The 15,920-nt window shown below is 69.4% G+C and carries 14 protein-coding genes and 1 tRNA gene; 8 read left to right on the top strand and 7 right to left on the bottom strand.

Annotated features, from left to right (window positions below):
• Window positions 1-37 precede the first annotated feature (37 nt).
• The 4 genes from smc to ACREB7_RS17800 form a co-directional block, all read right to left on the bottom strand.
• Window positions 38-3,481 (bottom strand): chromosome segregation protein SMC, encoded by a 3,444-nt coding sequence (gene smc, locus ACREB7_RS17815; protein ID WP_431593618.1) that lies wholly within the window; start codon window positions 3,479-3,481, stop codon window positions 38-40.
• A gap of 302 nt (window positions 3,482-3,783) precedes the next feature.
• Complete coding sequence (locus tag ACREB7_RS17810) at window positions 3,784-4,518, bottom strand: thioredoxin domain-containing protein (protein ID WP_431593617.1); 735 nt, start codon at window positions 4,516-4,518, stop codon at window positions 3,784-3,786.
• 37 nt (window positions 4,519-4,555) lie between these two features.
• The gene (locus ACREB7_RS17805) at window positions 4,556-5,302 is read right to left on the bottom strand and encodes a thioredoxin domain-containing protein (protein WP_431593616.1); all 747 of its coding nucleotides are present in this window, start codon (window positions 5,300-5,302) and stop codon (window positions 4,556-4,558) included.
• A 16-nt stretch (window positions 5,303-5,318) separates the two neighbouring features.
• Complete coding sequence (locus tag ACREB7_RS17800) at window positions 5,319-5,903, bottom strand: DUF721 domain-containing protein (protein WP_431593615.1); 585 nt, start codon at window positions 5,901-5,903, stop codon at window positions 5,319-5,321.
• Between the two features lie 14 nt (window positions 5,904-5,917).
• Here ACREB7_RS17800 and ACREB7_RS17795 point away from each other — a divergent pair, with 14 nt between their 5' ends.
• Genes ACREB7_RS17795 through nudC form a run of 3 tightly spaced genes read left to right on the top strand, consistent with a single transcriptional unit; the run spans window position 5,918 to window position 9,093 of the window.
• The gene (locus ACREB7_RS17795) at window positions 5,918-6,940 is read left to right on the top strand and encodes an A/G-specific adenine glycosylase (RefSeq protein ID WP_431593614.1); all 1,023 of its coding nucleotides are present in this window, start codon (window positions 5,918-5,920) and stop codon (window positions 6,938-6,940) included.
• A gap of 3 nt (window positions 6,941-6,943) precedes the next feature.
• The gene (locus tag ACREB7_RS17790) at window positions 6,944-8,230 is read left to right on the top strand and encodes a serine hydrolase domain-containing protein (protein WP_431593613.1); all 1,287 of its coding nucleotides are present in this window, start codon (window positions 6,944-6,946) and stop codon (window positions 8,228-8,230) included.
• On the top strand, window positions 8,230-9,093 hold the full coding sequence (gene nudC / locus ACREB7_RS17785) for an NAD(+) diphosphatase (RefSeq protein ID WP_431593612.1): 864 nt from the start codon (window positions 8,230-8,232) through the stop codon (window positions 9,091-9,093). The genes ACREB7_RS17790 and nudC overlap by 1 nt, the downstream gene beginning before the upstream one ends.
• On the opposite strand, the gene ACREB7_RS17780 is transcribed toward nudC, so the two are convergent.
• The 3 genes from ACREB7_RS17780 to ACREB7_RS17770 form a co-directional block, all read right to left on the bottom strand.
• The gene (locus ACREB7_RS17780; RefSeq protein ID WP_431593611.1) at window positions 9,094-9,537 is read right to left on the bottom strand and encodes a DUF2497 domain-containing protein; all 444 of its coding nucleotides are present in this window, start codon (window positions 9,535-9,537) and stop codon (window positions 9,094-9,096) included.
• Between the two features lie 78 nt (window positions 9,538-9,615).
• Window positions 9,616-11,082 (bottom strand): TolC family outer membrane protein, encoded by a 1,467-nt coding sequence (locus ACREB7_RS17775; protein WP_431593610.1) that lies wholly within the window; start codon window positions 11,080-11,082, stop codon window positions 9,616-9,618.
• Window positions 11,083-11,130: 48 nt separating this feature from the next.
• On the bottom strand, window positions 11,131-11,784 hold the full coding sequence (locus tag ACREB7_RS17770; protein WP_431593609.1) for a protein-L-isoaspartate O-methyltransferase family protein: 654 nt from the start codon (window positions 11,782-11,784) through the stop codon (window positions 11,131-11,133).
• Window positions 11,785-12,053: 269 nt separating this feature from the next.
• Here ACREB7_RS17770 and ACREB7_RS17765 point away from each other — a divergent pair.
• The 5 genes from ACREB7_RS17765 to ACREB7_RS17745 form a co-directional block, all read left to right on the top strand.
• Window positions 12,054-12,127: transfer RNA gene (locus ACREB7_RS17765), tRNA-Cys, on the top strand.
• A gap of 355 nt (window positions 12,128-12,482) precedes the next feature.
• On the top strand, window positions 12,483-13,130 hold the full coding sequence (locus ACREB7_RS17760) for a DUF4331 family protein (protein WP_431593608.1): 648 nt from the start codon (window positions 12,483-12,485) through the stop codon (window positions 13,128-13,130).
• Window positions 13,127-13,864 carry a DUF4331 family protein gene (locus ACREB7_RS17755; protein WP_431593607.1) on the top strand — a complete coding sequence of 246 codons (738 nt, stop codon included), beginning with the start codon at window positions 13,127-13,129 and terminating at the stop codon, window positions 13,862-13,864. The genes ACREB7_RS17760 and ACREB7_RS17755 overlap by 4 nt, the downstream gene beginning before the upstream one ends.
• Window positions 13,864-15,282: a hypothetical protein gene (locus ACREB7_RS17750; RefSeq protein WP_431593606.1), complete on the top strand. Its 1,419-nt coding sequence runs from the start codon at window positions 13,864-13,866 to the stop codon at window positions 15,280-15,282. The genes ACREB7_RS17755 and ACREB7_RS17750 overlap by 1 nt, the downstream gene beginning before the upstream one ends.
• The coding region (locus tag ACREB7_RS17745) for a hypothetical protein (RefSeq protein WP_431593605.1) at window positions 15,279-15,920 on the top strand (642 nt) is incomplete at its 3' end. The genes ACREB7_RS17750 and ACREB7_RS17745, both read left to right, overlap by 4 nt.

Genomic DNA, 15,920 nt, shown 5'->3' with positions numbered 1-15,920 from the left:
GCTCAGGGCTACGGTGAATAGATGCGACCGCCCTTGCCTATTCCGCCGCGAGCAGTTCCTCGGCGCCGCCGAGGTCGACCGAGACGAGGCGGCTGACGCCCTTTTCGACCATCGTCACGCCATAGAGGCGGTGCATGCGCGCCATCGTCACCGCATTGTGCGAGACGATCAGATAGCGGGTGTTGGTCTCGCGGCTCATGCGGTCGAGCAGGTCGCAGAAGCGTTCGATATTGGCATCGTCGAGCGGCGCGTCGACCTCGTCGAGGACGCAGATCGGCGCCGGGTTGGTGAGGAAGAGGCCGAAGATCAGCGCGATCGCCGTGAGCGCCTGTTCGCCGCCCGAGAGCAATGTCAGCGTGCCGAGGCGCTTGCCCGGCGGCTGCGCCATGATTTCGAGCCCGGCCTCGAGCGGATCGTCCGAATCGACGAGTTCGAGATGCGCCTGACCGCCGTTGAACAAGGTGGTGAACAGGCGCTGGAAATGGGTGTTCACCGTCTCGAAGGCGGCGAGCAGGCGGACGCGGCCCTCGCGGTTGAGGTTGCCGATCGAGCCGCGCAGCCGGTTGACCGCCTGTTGCAGCTCCTCGATCTCGGCAGCGCTTTTTTCGCGTTCGGTATCGAGCTCCAATAGTTCGTCGGCGGCGACGAGGTTGACCGGGCCGAGGCGTTCGCGGTCGGCGATCAGCCGGTCGTGCTGCGCCGATTCGGCGCTCGCCTCGCCGACGCCGGCGCTTTCGAAGCCGGCCTTTTGCGGGAGCAAGGGCGGCGGGCATGCGAAGCGTTCGCCCGAGAGGCGGCCCATTTCGATGCGGCGCAGCTCGGCATTTTCGGAGCGTGCGACCGCGCCGGCGCGGGTTTCGCGCGCGCTGGCGAGGATTTCGCGGATCGTGCCAAGCGCCGCCTCGGCCTCGCGCAGCGCGGCCTCTGCGGCGCGTTCCTGCGCCTCGGCGGCGGTGACCTGTTCGCGCAGGTTCGCTTGCCGGCTTTCGGCCTCGGCCAGCTGTTCGGCGAGCCGCGCCGGGACGTCGGCGAGCTTGGCCGCTTCGGCGGCGAGCGCTTCGGCGCGCTTGTCCATGTCGGTGACGCGGCGCGCCGCCTCGCCGGCGCGGGCCTTCCAGCTCTTGATCTCGGCGGCGACGACCGCCTGCCGCTCGCTGAGCGCAGCGAAGGCGCGTTCGTGCGCGGTCTGCGCGTCACGCGCGGTGGCGGCGTCGGTGCGCGCGCGCTCGGCGGCGGCTTCCTGCGCGTCGAGCGCGGCGCGGGCGATGCGGTCGTCGGGCAGCGCGGCGAGCGCGGCTTCATGGGTTGCGAGGTCCCTCGTCGCCTCGGCGGTCGCGGCGGCGAGTTCGGCGCGGCGGCGGTCGAAGAGGCTCGCGGCGTCGCGGTGGCGGTCGAGCGCGGCCTGCGCCTGATCGGCGGCGCGCAAGGCGGTGCGGCGGCGTTCGTCGGCCTCGGCAAGCGCGCGGCGGGTCGCCGACACGGCGGCGGTCGCTTCGGCGAGCGACGCGGCGGCGGCGTCGCGGCGGTCGCCGAGCTGCATGACGCCGAGTTCGACCTGCGGGCGCTGCGCGGCGAGGTCGTCGAGGCGGTTCTGGCGGATGAGGCGCTCGGTCGCGGTGGCGCCGTCGCCGCGCGCGACAAAGCCGTCCCAGCGGCGCATCACGCCGTCTTTGGTCACCAGCCGCTGGCCGACCGCGAGCGGCTGGCCGGCGTCGACGTCGGCGACCGCGACCTGGGCGAGGCGGCGGAGCAGCGCCGGCGGCGCCTGCACGACATCGGCGAGCGCGGTCGTGCCGGCGGGCAGCGCCGGGTCGTTCGCGCCCTTGTCGGCGCCGCGCCAGCTGCGCTGGGCCTCGGCATCGGTACCGGCGTCGAGATCGTCGCCGAGCGCGGCGGCGAGCGCGGCTTCATAGCCGGGGGTGACGCGGAGCTGGTCGAGCACCGGATTGGCGTCGGATTTCGCGGCGGCGAGGGCGCGGGCGAGGGTGGTCGCCTCGCCTTCCAATGCGGCGAAGGCGGCGCGCGCTTCGGCGAGGCCCGCTTCGATTTCGGCGAGCGCGGCGGCCCCGGCTTCGCGATCGGCCTCGGCGCCTTGCAGCGCGTCTTCGGCGGTGGCGATCGCGGCTTCGGCGGTGGTCGCGGCGGTGGCGGCGTCGGTCTGGCGCTGCGCGAGGTCGGCGCTGTCGCCGAGCGCGGCGACCTCGGCTTCGACGCGCTGGCTGTCGTTGGCGAGGCGCTGGACCGCCGTGTGGGCGCTGTCGCGCGCCGACACGGCGATGCGGCGGTCGGCGGCTTCGCTGGCGGCCTGCGCGCGCGCCTGGGCGAGCGCGACCTCGGCGTCGCGGAGCAAAGCCTGCGCCGCCTGGCTCGCCTCGACGAGCGCGGCCTTGCCGGCGTCATGGACGGCGAGTTGCTGCGCGAGCGTCTTTGCCTCGGCGTCGAGATCGGTCAGCGCGCCATGCGCCTCGCGCGCCAATTCGCCCTCGCGCGCCCGGTCGTCGGCGAGGCGCGCCTGCTGCGCGGCGAGGTCGTCGAGCCGCTGGCGCGCGGCGCGTTCCTCACCCGCGAGCCGCACCTGCGTCGCGGTCGCCTCGGCCAGCGCGTCGCGCTGCGCCTGCGCGGCGCTGCGCGCCTCGGCGACGCGGGTCGCGACCTCGGTCTGCGCGCGGGCGACGGTGTCGAGCTTGTCCTGGGCGGCCTTGACGGCGGCCTCGGCGGCGTCGCAGTCGCGCTTCGCCTGATCGGCGGCGGCGGCGGCGTCGCGCCAGCGCGCGTAGATCAGCCGCCCCTCGGCGATGCGAATCTCGTCAGTTAGCTTTTTGTAGCGTTCGGCGGCGCGCGCCTGGCGGCGCAGCGCATTGGCGCGCACCTCCATGTCGGCGACGATTTCGGAGAGGCGGGTGAGGTTGGTCTCGGTCGCGCGAAGCTTCTGTTCGGCGTCCTTGCGGCGGACGTGCAAGCCCGCGATGCCGGCGGCTTCCTCGAGCATCGCGCGGCGGTCGGTCGGCTTGGCCGAGATGACATTGGCGATCTTGCCCTGGCTGACGAGCGCGGGGCTGTGCGCGCCGGTCGCGGCGTCGGCGAAGATCAAGGCGACGTCCTTGGCGCGCACGTCGCGGCCGTTGGCGCGGTACGCCGAGCCGGCGCCGCGTTCGATGCGGCGGATGATTTCGAGCTCGCGTCCCTCGGTGGCGTCGGACAGGCCGGCGACAATCTCGCCCTCGCTGTCGCAATGGAGCGCGACCTCGGCAAAGTCGCGCGGCGGGCGCTGCGAGGTGCCGGCGAAGATGACATCCTCCATGCCGCCGCCGCGCATCGATTTGGGGGAGGATTCGCCCATCACCCAGCGGATCGCTTCGAGCAGGTTCGACTTGCCGCAGCCATTGGGGCCGACGACCCCGGTCAGCCCGGGTTCGATGCGCAATTCGGTGGGTTCGACGAAGCTTTTGAAACCGGTCAGGCGCAGGCGTTTTATCTGCACGGGTGGCTCCCGCGCAGTCGCCCGAATCGCAGATGATGCAAGCTTGGTGTCACCTGTCCCCCTTGGCGTCCGTCATGCCGCGCGGGCGGGGGAGTCGCAAGGGGGTTGGTCCTCCCCGGAACGGGGAGGGGGACCAGCGAAGCTGGTGGAGGGGTACAGGCGGTTTGCCTTGCCATTGAAGCCGTGGGCCACGCGCGGGTCGCCCGAAAGGTTCGGCGCCCGTCCGACGCAGCGTAAACCTCCTGTACCCCTCCACCACCCTTCGGGTGGTCCCCCTCCCCCGCTGGGGGAGGATCGAGATGTCAGCGGGCGCCCATCGTGCGCAGGCGGTCGCGCAGGACGGGCCAGGTGCCGACACCCTCGGCGACCGTGCCGTTGATGATGAAGGTCGGCGTGCCGGCGATATTATATTGCTCGTTCGCGGCGTTGACGCCCTTTTCGAGCGCTTCGATATTGGCGATGTTGCTGAGGCAGGCGTTGATCTGGTCGCCGGTCAGCCCGCGCGCCTGGAAGAAGGTGTCGAGCTTGGTCGCCTTGGCGAGCGCGGGGAAGCGCTGCGCGGGCGGCAGCGCCATGGCGGCGGCATAGCCCTGTTCATTGGCCTGGGCGTTCTTGAAGATCTCGGCCTGCGAGGCGAAGGTGTTTTCGGCGAGCGGGAAATAGCGTTCGGCCGGCGCGCAGTGGATGATCGCGGCGGCGGTCGCGTCGATCGCGTCGCGGACATAATTGCGCATTTCAAAGCTGACGCGGCCGGTGTCGACGAAGTCGCGCGACAGTTCCTCATGGCTTTCGTTCGAGAAATCGGCGCAGTGCGAACAGGTCAACGAGCCATATTCGATGAGCTTGATCGGCGCGTCGGGGTTGCCCATCAGATAGCCGCCCTCGGCGGTCTTGACGACGGTTTGCGACCAGCTTTTGCCCGCCGGCGCCGCGACCTTGGCGATCGCCGCCTGTTCCTTGGTCGTGTCGGTCTTGCTGTCGCCGCACCCGGCAAGGGCGAGGGCGGCCATCGAGGTCAAGAGCAGGGTACGCATCATGGTCTGTGTTTCTCCGGATCGGGGGAATGCGGCGCTTTTAGGAGGGTTTGAGCGCGAGGTCGAGTTGCGATTTGACCGCCGGCCAGGCGGTCACTTCGACGCGGCGGCCGTTGAGGAAAAAGGCCGGGGTACCGGCGATGCGATCGCCCCGCAGGCCGATGTTGGTCATCCCGGTGAGTTCGGCCTGGGCGACCGCGTCGTCGAGGCAGGCGTTCTGCTGCGCTGCCGTATAGCCGCGCGCGCTCATCAGGGCGGTGAGCCCGGTGTCGGCGGCGATCTTGCGCGCGCGTTCGCCGGTGGTGCCCTGGAACCAGCTCGTCTTCTGGGCGTCGGTCGCCTTGACGACCTTGTCGAGCCAGGCCGGCTGCGCGAGCATGATCGCCTGGTGATTGCCGGCGAAGGCCTTGATCCCGCCGCAGCGCGCGAGCAGCGCCGCGGTCATGTCGACCGAGTCGCGCACGAGGTTGCGATATTCGAACTGGACGAGGCCCTTGTCGATATAGAGCGTCTTGAGCGGCACCGCCGACGCCTTGGCGAAATCGGCGCAATGGCTGCAGGTGTAGCTGAAATATTCGATCAGCTTGATCCGGGCGTTGGGATTGCCGACGACATGCGCGCCGATTGCGCTGGTGGTGATCGTCGCCGACCAGCGCGGCGCGGCGGGCGCGGCTTTGGGCGCCGCCTTGGCGGCGGGCTTGGCGGGCGATGCCGCAGGGAAGATCAGCAGCGCGCCGACCGCGAGCGCGGTCAGGATGGCGGGATTTTTCAGACGGGCGGCAAGCATGGCGACCTGGGGTTCCTCAACTGATGCGGGGGAGTTTGGGGGCGGCACCGAGCCCGGCGGCCATCCGTTCGAGGACGGTCCGAAGCTCGGGGTCGCCGATGTCGCGCAAACTATCCCCCAGCTCGGCGGGTACGGGTTTGAGCATTGCTGGCGGCTGAACGGCGGGCGCGGGCGTGACCTGGCCGTGGGTCATGCGGACATGCGCGATGGCGGCATAGCCGAAGAAGCGGTTGACCGCCGCCATCAGGTCGGGCGCGACATGCTGGAGCATCGGCGCGTGGGCGCCGCTGATCGTCAGATGGAGCGTGCCGCCGGCCTTTTGCCCCGCCGGGAAGCGGATCATCGCGGGCTGGGTCACATCGGCGAGTTTTTCGCCGACGATCTCGCGCCAGCGGCTGACCACCGACGACTGGATGAAGCCGAATTTGCGAAAGGCGGTGCGGCCGATTTCGGGAACGAGGTCGGAAATCGCGCGCGCCTCGCCGCCGCGCGGGCGTTCATAGACGCGCAGTTTCGGCTTGGCGGGTTTCGCCGCCTTCTTCGCCTTTGCCTTTTTGGCCGGCTCGTCCTGTCCCGCGTCTTTCGTCACGTCTGGCGCCATGCCATAGGCGGGGGGTGAGCGTCCAGACTTCCCCTATCGTCGAGGGTTTCGCATCGCGCCTGCTCGGCTGGTACGACCGGTCGGCGCGGGTGCTGCCCTGGCGAGCGCCGCCGGGCAGCGACGCGGCGCCCGATCCGTACCTTGTGTGGATGGCCGAGATCATGCTGCAGCAGACGACGGTGGCGGCGGTGATCGGCTATTTCGGCAAATTCATCGCGCGCTGGCCGACGGTGGGCGATCTGGCGGCGGCCGACGACGCCGACGTCATGGCGGCGTGGGCGGGGCTCGGCTATTATGCGCGGGCGCGCAACCTGCTCGCCTGCGCACGCGCCGTTATGACCGACCATGGCGGCCGGTTTCCCGATCACGAGGCGGGGCTGCGCGCCCTGCCGGGGATCGGCGACTATACGGCGGCGTCGGTGGCGGCGATCGCCTTCGGGCGGGCGGCGGTGGTGGTCGACGCCAATATCGAGCGGGTGATTGCGCGGCACCGGCTGATCCTGACGCCGCTGCCGGCGGCGAAGCGGGCGATCAAGGCCGAGCTGGCGCCGCTGGTGCCGAGCGAACGGCCGGGCGATTTTGCGCAGGCGATGATGGACCTGGGGGCGACGATCTGCACCCCGCGCGGCCCGGCCTGCGGCATCTGCCCGCTGATCGCCGATTGCCGCGCGCGCGGGCGGGCGGATCTGGACCGCATCCCGGTCAAGCCGGCGAAGAAGGCGAAGCCGCAGCGTTTCGGGGTGGCCTATTGGATCGAGCGTGCGGGACGGGTCTGGCTGGTCCAGCGCCCCGGCAAGGGCATGCTCGGCGGGATGCGCGCGCTGCCCGGGGGCGAATGGAGCGACGCCGCGCCCGCCGAGTCGGGAATCGTCGCGGTCGATCACAGCTTTACCCATTTCGACCTGCGGCTGATGCTGGTGCGCGGCGAAACCCCCGATGACGCAGCGGAAGGGACGTGGTGGCCGATCGCGGAGCTTGACGCGGCGGGACTGCCGACGCTCTATCGCAAACTGACCGACAAGATGCTGGAGAGTTAGGACATGAACATGATGGTTTCGCGCCGGGCGATGCTCGGCGGGCTGGCGCTGGGCGGAACCGGGCTGCTGCTGCCGCAGGCGGCGTGGGCGTATAAGGAAGGCGGGGCGCAGCTCTATCCCGCGACGAGCGCCTTCATCAAAGGCTTTGTCGAGCGCCGCGAACTCGCCGGCACGCTCGCCGCGATCGGCAAGGGGCAGGAGGAGGCGAGCTTCTTCGGCGCCGGGGTGCAATCGCTGAGTGACGGGGTGGCGGTCGGCCCCGACACGCTGTGGCGGCTCTATTCGATGACCAAGCCGGTGACCGGCATCGCCGCGATGCTGCTGATCGAAGACGGCAAGATGAAACTCGACCAGCCGATCGCCGACTTCCTGCCCGCCTTTGCCAAGATGACGGTCCAGAACACCCCCGACGGGTCGATCACCGACGTGCGCCCGGCGAAGACGATGATCACCGTCCGCCACCTGCTGACGCATACGGCGGGGCTCGGCTATAATATCATCCAGAAGGGGCCGATCAAAAAGGCCTATGACGATAATGGCATCGTCGGCGGACAGGCGAGCCGCTTGCCGCTCCCGGGCTTTCCGCCGGTCACGCCCGCTCCCAGTCTCGCCGCCATGGCCGACCGGCTCGCGGCGCTGCCTCTGGTCTATGAGCCGGGGACGAAATGGAGCTATTCGATCGGGCTCGACCTGATGGGGCGGGTGATCGAAGTGGTGTCGGGGCAGAGCTTCGACGCCTTTTTGCAGGCGCGGCTGTTCGGGCCGCTCGGCATGGCGAGCACCGGCTTCATGGTCGCGGCGAAGGACGTCGGGCGCTTCACGAGCAATTATGCGGCGTTCGGCGGGGCGCTGATCCCCTTCGACCCGGCGACCAGTTCGATCTATCTCGACAAGCCGCCCTATCCGTTCGGCGGCGGCGGCCTCGTGTCGAGCGCGCGCGATTATGATCGTTTCCTCGCGATGTTGTTGGGGGAAGGCGAGACGCGGGGCGAACGGGTGATGAAGGTCGAGACCGCAAGGCTCGCGATGTCGAACCTGCTCGACGACAGCGTCGATCGCAAGGGCAGCTTCGTCGAGGGGCAGGGTTTCGGCGCCGGCGGGCGCGTGTCGCTGCCGACGTCGCCGGGCGGCGAGGGGCTGTTCGGCTGGGCGGGCGCGGCGGGGACGATCGGCTTCGTCCACCGCAAGCTCGGCTATCGCGTCGGCGGCTACACGCAGATCATGCCGCCCGAGACGGTGAGCTTCCAGGCGAAGTTCGGCGAGACGGTCGTCAAGGACATCGTCGGCTGATGCCGCTGGGGTTCACCGGGGCGCGGCTCGACCGTGCCGACCAGATCCGCACCGATGCGGCGGCGTTTGCTACGGCGGTCGCCGATCCGCGCGCCTTGTGTCTCGTCCTCGACGGGATCGACTTCGTGCCGGGCGAGTGCGGGGGGCTCCGTTGGGAGCCGCTCGGCGACGGCGACGACCGCGCCCCGATGCTGCTCGGGCTCGACGAGGCCGGGGTGCCGCATTTCGTGCGCGAACCCGCGCCGAGCCAGCGGATCGATGCGCGCTCGCGCACCGTGATGCGGCTGCTGCCCTTGCTGTCGGGCGAGGAGGCGGCGCTCTATGGCGGCGCGCGCAGCCTGGTCGACTGGCATGCGCGGCACCGCTTCTGCGCGGTGTGCGGGAACCCGAGCGCGTTGTTCCGCGGCGGCTGGGGGCGGAAGTGCGACAGCTGCGGTTCGGAACATTTCCCGCGCGTCGACCCGGTGGTGATCATGCTCGCCGAATGCGGCGATCGCGTGCTCGTCGGGCGGCAGGGCGGTTTCCCGCCGGGCTTCTTCTCGGCGCTCGCGGGGTTCGTCGAGCCGGGCGAATCGCTCGAGGAAGCGGTGGCGCGCGAATTGTTCGAGGAAGCCGGCATCCGCGTGTCGGACGTGTCCTATGTGGCGAGCCAGCCCTGGCCCTTCCCTTCGTCGCTGATGATCGGCGCGCGCGCGGTGACGGACGATCCGGCGCTGACGCTCGATACGACCGAGATCGAAGCGGCGATGTGGGTCGACCGCGCCGAGGTGCGCGCGGCGCTGGCGGGCGACATGGGCGCGCCCTTCATGGCGCCGCCGCCGCTGGCGATCGCGCGTTATCTGCTGGAGGATTGGGCGGGGTAGTTAGAGCCGCCGCCCGGTAATCCGGCTGATTTCCTTCGCCACCATCGCCTCGACCATTTCGGGCAGGTTGGCGTCGAGCCAGTCCTTGAGCATCGGGCGCAGCGCGTCGAGGACGACGTCTTCCATCGTGCGGCCGGCGGCCGGGGCGGTCGCCACGGCGGCGGTGACGGCGGGTGCGATGGCGGCGGTCAGCGCTTCGAGCGACTGGCGCGCGGCGTCGGCGCTGGCGGGGGACACCAGCTCTTCGGCTTCTTCGGCGGCCGGCGCGATCTCGGGCGCGGGGCGGTCGGCCTCGGCTTCTTCATCGTGCAGTTCGAGGATTTCCTCGACCGGCGCCGGGGCGCGGGCTTCGCGGACGGCGCCGGGGGCTTCGTCGCGGGCGATGACGCGCCGAATCGACGATAAAATGTCCTCCATCGACGGTTCCCGCGACATGTCGCCCATTATGGCCCCCTGTGGCACCGCCCGAAAGCCGGGCGATTAACCATGTTCATACCGGCGTGGGGCGATGCTTGCCAAGCCTTATTGTGGGGTTAGCGGATTGCCGGCGGGGACGCTGGCGTCGGCGGCGGGCACCTGGCGGGTGCCGGTCGCGACCTGCTGCGGCTTCGGATCATCATCCCAGTCGAAGACCTTGCCCTTCACCCGGTCGTAGTTGACCGCCGGATCGTAGAGCGCGCCGCCCTCGATCCCGAGGTCGCGCGCCTCGGCCTTGCCCATCGCGGCGAGCACCGAGAAGGCGGCGACATAGGAGTTGCGGCGCGCCGAGACGAGCTGGACCTGGGTGTTCAGATATTCCTGTTCGGCGTTCAAAATGTCGAGGATCGAACGGGTGCCGACGCTGTTTTCGGCGCGCACGCCTTCGAGCGACAGGCCGTTGGCGTTCACCGCCTGCTGCGTCGCGGTGATGATGCGCTCATTCGCCTGCCAGGCGGCATAGGCGCCGCGCGTCTGGGCGATGACGTTGCGTTCGGTCGCGATGTAATTTTCGAGCGCCTGGCTGTTGCGGGACTGCGCCTGGCGGACCTGCGCCGCCGGGCGGCCGCCCTGAAACAGCGGGATCGTCAGCGACAGCGTCGCCTGGGTGCTGGTCGTGGTATTTTCCGATGTCGCGCTGGTCACCGAATGGAGGTTGTTGTTGTAGCCGCCGTTGACCGACGACGACAATTTGGGCAGCCGCGTCGAACGCGCGACGCCGATGTCGGCGCGGCTGGCGTTGACGAGCTGGTTCGCCGCCTCGATGTCGGGGTTGTTGGTCAGCGCGATCGCCACCGCGTCTTCGGCGGTGGTCGGCAGGTTGGGAAGCTGCGGCGGCTGTTCCAGATCGACCGGCGCGTCGCCGACGAGGCGGATATAGGATTCGCGGCTGTTGATCAGGTTCGATTCGGCGACGCGCAGATTGCCTTCGGCGAGCGCGAGCCGCGCCTCCGACTGGGCGACGTCGGTGCGGGTGAGGTCGCCGATTTCGAAACGGTCGCTGGTCGCCTGCAAATTGGTGCGCAGGACCGAGACATTCTTCTGGTTGAGCTGGACGATCGCCTGGTCGCGGATGACGTCCATATAGGCGCCGACGGTCTGCGCGAAGATGCTCGCCTCGGTCGCGCGCAGGTCGGCCTGGCCGGCCTCGACGCGATATTTGGCGGCCTTCACCGCATTGCGCACCGCGCCGCCCTGATAGATGGGCACGGTCAGCTGGCCGCCGACCGACAGCGTCCGCTTGGGCGAAAAGAAGCTGTTGCCGGGCAGGACCAGATTTTCCTGATAATCGACACCCGTCCCCAGCGACGGCAGGCCGTCGGCCTTGCGGATCGGGACATTTTCGTCGTTGGCGCGCTGGCCGGCGCGGGCGGCGGTCAGCGTCGGGTTATTCTCATAGGCCTTGGCGAGCGCGCCCTGCAGCGTTTCGGCGTGCGCCGCGCCCGAGAAGGCGATCGCCCCGACCGCGAGGCCGGCGAGCCAGCGGCTGCGGCGAGCGGAAGATATCGTCATGCGGTCGTGCGTCATCATATCAGCCTGGAAGGAGGAGAGTCGGGACGATCAGAACTGGAACCCGGCGGGCCTGGCGAAACCCGGCAGCGGGGCGACATCCATGTCGGCGAAGGGACGCAGCGCCAGCGTGCCGCCGGTCTTGACGCCCTGCGCGAGGCGGGTCACCGCGCCGTCGCGCGTCGCGGCGATCAGCCGCCCGCCTTCGACGAGCTGGTCGGCGAGCGCCGGCGGCAGCGCGTCGATCGCGCCCTCGACGATGATCCGGTCGAACAGGCCCTTGTCGGGCGCCCCGGCGGCGAGCGGTCCCGCGATCCAGTGGATCCGGTCGTTCGCGGGCGCCATGGCGGCGAGCGAAGCGGCCTCTTCGAGCGCGAAGACCTCGGCGCCGAGCAGCGCCAGGCAGGCGGCGCTGTAACCGGTCGCGGCGCCGACCAGCAGCACGCGCATGCCGGGCCGCACCATAGCGGCGACGAGCATGCGCCCGGTGACCAGCGGCGCGTTGAGCGCGCGGCCTTCGCCGAGCGGGATCGCGCGGTCCATATAGGCGACGCTGGCCAGCGCCGGCGGCACAAAGGCCTCGCGCGCGACCGCGCCCATCGCGCCGACGATCGCGGGATCGATGACATCATTGGTGCGCAGCTGGCTGTCGACCATCGCGGCCCGCATCTCCGCCGCATTACCCTCGTTCAATATCGTCGCCATCAGCGCTGTCCGATTCCTGGAATGACTCTCACTTGCGGCCCGCTCTAGCCCAAGCCATGCTGTATTGCAATGCTAATACAGCATGAGCGTCCGTAGCGCCGCGCATAGCTGTCCCGATGGACGCCGCCAAGTCCCATCGGCGAATCCCGCCTATTGGCGAATCCCTCCCCCCAATTGGCGAATCCTTGACAAGCCGGTCAAAGCCCATCACTAGCGCGGTCCGTCCAACACCCGGCCCGTTCGTCAGCGAATGCGGCAATTTGGCATGAGGCCCGATGGCGGAGTGGTGACGCAGCGGACTGCAAATCCGCGCACGCCGGTTCGATTCCGGCTCGGGCCTCCATCCATCTTCATCGAACCGCTATCTAGACGGCTTCGTCGGCGAAACGGCGAAATTGCGCGCCTCTGCCAGCCCGGATCGGTCTCCGCCGACGCGGCTCCGGCGCGTCAGGCGGGCTCCATCCCGACCTCGAATCCCCTGCTTCGACCGGCCAACTTGCGGATGCGGCACGATTTTCCGTGACAGCGTGGTCGATTTGACCGAAGATGCCCCCGGGTACGCCAAAAGCCAGAGAAGCTTTCTTCTGTTCAGGAAGAAGGGATTGGCGTGACCCAACCGTTCCCGCCACTCCCTTGTTGCTGAATGAATTTTTCAATTCGCAGCAAGGAGCAATAGGGTGAGGAAAAGATACCAACTTATGGCAGCGGCGGGCGCGCTCGCCTCCGCCGGCGTCTTGGCAGTGATATTGCCAGGGCAATTTCTAACCGCCGCGGACCATCTTGATCCGCCGACCCTGACCGACCCGCTATCCGATACGACACCGGACCGCGCGGCCGATCTCGCCGATGTCTATGCCTGGCATACCGCCACTTCGGTCGTTCTGGTCATCACATTCGCCGGACCGCAAGCGACGACCTTGGCGGCGAATTACGACCGCGACGTCCTGTATACGTTGAACATATCGAACGCGCCGCCGCGGACCACCCCCGACATCCCGATCCTCGTGCGTTTCGGGCCCGGGACGACGCCCGGACAATTCGGGATCAAGGTAAGCGGCCTTCCCGGCGTGACCGGCGACCTGATCGGTCCGGTCGAAACCGACCTGGTCAAGGACGGGGTGAAGGTGCGCGCCGGCCTGTTCGACGATCCCTTCTTTTTCGACGTCCAGGGACTGCGGGAAACCCGGGCAACCGGGACGCTGAGTTTCATGCGAACGCGCGACGGGTTCGGCGCCCAGAACATCACCGGCGTCGTGATCGAAATCCCGCGCGACAGGATCGCCAACGGCAACAATCTGATCGACATCTGGGCGACGACCGGACGTTTTGGAGGGCAGCTGTCATGACTCCGCAGACAATCAAACACGCGTCATTCCGCCGCGCCTCGGCTGTCACCCTGGCAACGCTCATGGTGCTCGGGCTGGGCGCTTGCAGCAACAGCGGCGACGATGGCGGTACACCGCCGATCTCAGTGACGCCGACCCCGACGCCGACCCCGACGCCGACCCCCACCCCCACCCCCACGGGCTTCAACGTCACCAACTGCCTGAACCAGACGATCCCCGGGGCGGGGATTACGGTGGCGGAAGCCGTCGTGCCCGACACGCTGAAACTGACGCTTTCGGCACCGCCGGGCTTCCCCAATGGACGGCGGCTGCCCGACCCAGTGGCGGATGTGACGCTGGCGGTGATCTTCCTCGACCTCACCAAGCATAGTCCGTTGACCTTCTTCAACGTTCCGGTGAACCCGCCCGCCAACGACCGACCTTTCAGGGATAATTTTCCCTATCTGGCGCTCCCGCAGGGCACCCCGCCGCTGGCGGATCCGGGTGGGACATCCTTCAACTTCCGCAGTGACGAGGCAAGCCGCTATGTCCGGGTCGATCGCACGGGCATGCCGGCCGTCTCTGCGGCGCTGATCAGTCCGGGGGCCAAGGTCGGCTATAACGCCCTCAACCCATCCGACGATGTGCAGGGGGTGTTCGTTCCGGAAATCACGCGGAGTTTGACCAGCCTGACCAATGCATTGGCCGATGATCTGGGGGCCCTGAACCTGACCCCGTGCGCCCGGCCCAACTGATGCGCCCTTCCTTGCCGATCGGGACGACCACCACGTCCCGGTCGGTTCGGTGGCAGTGGGGCTCGACCGGCCCGAGGCAGGCCGGTCGCCTGCGCTATTTCCTGCCGCTCGCGGTCGTGCTGATGATCGTCGCGGTCGGGGCCCTGCTGGATGCGCGTGGCGCGGCGCCGGTCGAACGGCCCACGCCGGAGCATATGCCGACGCCCGGTTTCGGCCCCGCCAGCTTTGCCCATGCGCTGGCCGACGCCGACGGTCGCATCGCCCTGGGTCGCGAACAGATGCGCCGTCTGCCCGGCGAATGGGGGCCAAAGGAGATATTGGCGCAGGGATTGATGGCGAAGGCCAGGTTGACCGGCAGCTATCCCATGCTGGCCGAAGCGCGCGGCCTGCTCGACGAGGCCATGGCCGAAGCGCCCAAGGGCGCTGGACCGCTCGTCGCCCACGCCACGCTCGCCTTTTCGACCCATCGACTGGCGGCCGTCGAGCGCGATATCGCGTTGATCGAGGGAGCCGCCGTGCCGCCGGACCGGCTGCAGCAATCGGGCATCGCCGGCCTTGTCGGCGATATCGCCTTTTATCGCGGCGACATGGTCGAAGCCGCCAGGCAATATCGCCGCGCCGCAGGGCTGCGCGACGGGCCGGCCGTGGACTACCGCCGCGCCGGGCTCGCGATGGCACAGGCGCGCTTCGCGGACGCCGATGCCGCGATTCTCGACATGATGAGCGACAAGCGGCCGAGCGCACCGCGCTCCCTTGCCGAGGCCGCCATGCAGATGGGGGGGCATGCGCTGGCGCAGGGCCGCTGGGAAGAGGCCGACCGATGGTTCGCCAGCGCCGATGCGCTGTTCCCGGGCTATTGGCTGATCGCGGCGCACCGCGCGCAGGCCGAAGCCCTGACCGGCGACCCCGCCCGCGCCGCCGCGCGGATGGCGGCCATCGCCGAGGCGAGCAACAGCGCCGAGGTCATGGACGCCGCCGCCATGCTCTATCGCCACCTCGGCGACCGTGCGAACAGCCTGCGCTGGGCTGCGCGCGCCGGAGCGCTTTGGGAAGCGCGGCTGCGGCTGCTGCCGGAGGCGGCCTATGGCCATGCGATCGAGCATGAACTGGCGTTTGGCACGCCCGACCGGGCGCTGGACCTCGCGCGGAAAAATGTCGCGCTTCGCCCCTATGGTGAATCGAGGCTGCTGCTTGCCAGCGCGCTGCTGATGAACAACCGGCCGCAGGACGCCCTTGCCGAAATCGCGCGTGCGCAAAAATCGGGCTGGCGCAGCGCCCCGCTGTTCGCGATCAAGGCCGAGGCTGCCGCGCTCGCCGGCCAGCCCGCGCTCAGCCAGGCGTCCCGCGCCGAGGCCGAGGCGATCAATCCGCGCATTTTCGACCCGCGCACCCCGCTGGTCTGGTTCGCGCACGGATGAGGCTGGTCCTGCCCTTCTGGCTCGCGCTCGCCGCCTGGCTGGCCGCCGCGCCCGCGGCGGCGCATCTGACCCCGAACAGCGAAATCAATCTCGACGTGGGCGCGCGCGATATTCGCGCCGACATCATCGTGCCGCAGGGCGAATATGCGGTCGCCACCGGCAACCCGGTCGACAATGGCGCGGCGAGCGTCGCCGCCGCGCGTCGCTATCTGGCCGGGCGGTTCACCGTCACCAGCCCCGACGGGCGGCCATGGACGGTTGCGATGCGGTCGGCGGCGTTCGTTCAGATCGCCGGCCCGCCCGACCTCCATGCCGTCGCCATCTTGACCCCGCCCGCCGGCGCATCGGCGCGGCGCTTCACGGTCCGATGGACTGCGGTCGTCACCGAATTGCCTAGCCATTTTGCCTTGTTCATTCTCCGCAGCGACATTGCCGGGCGTTCGGGCACCGAGCCCCTGATCGTCGGCGCCGTGCGCGCCGCCGCGCCGACCGTGGCGATCGACGCGGGCGATGCCAGCGGCTGGCGTGAGTTGGGCAATGCGATCCGATTGGGCGTCGATCATATCCTGGGCGGTTACGACCATCTGATGTTCCTGCTCGCGCTGCTGCTGCCCGCCCCCCTGATCGCCAGCGGCGGG

Source organism: Sphingopyxis sp., from assembly GCF_050725615.1.
Lineage (GTDB): Bacteria > Pseudomonadota > Alphaproteobacteria > Sphingomonadales > Sphingomonadaceae > Sphingopyxis.
This window is presented reverse-complemented; position numbering and strand designations above follow the sequence as displayed.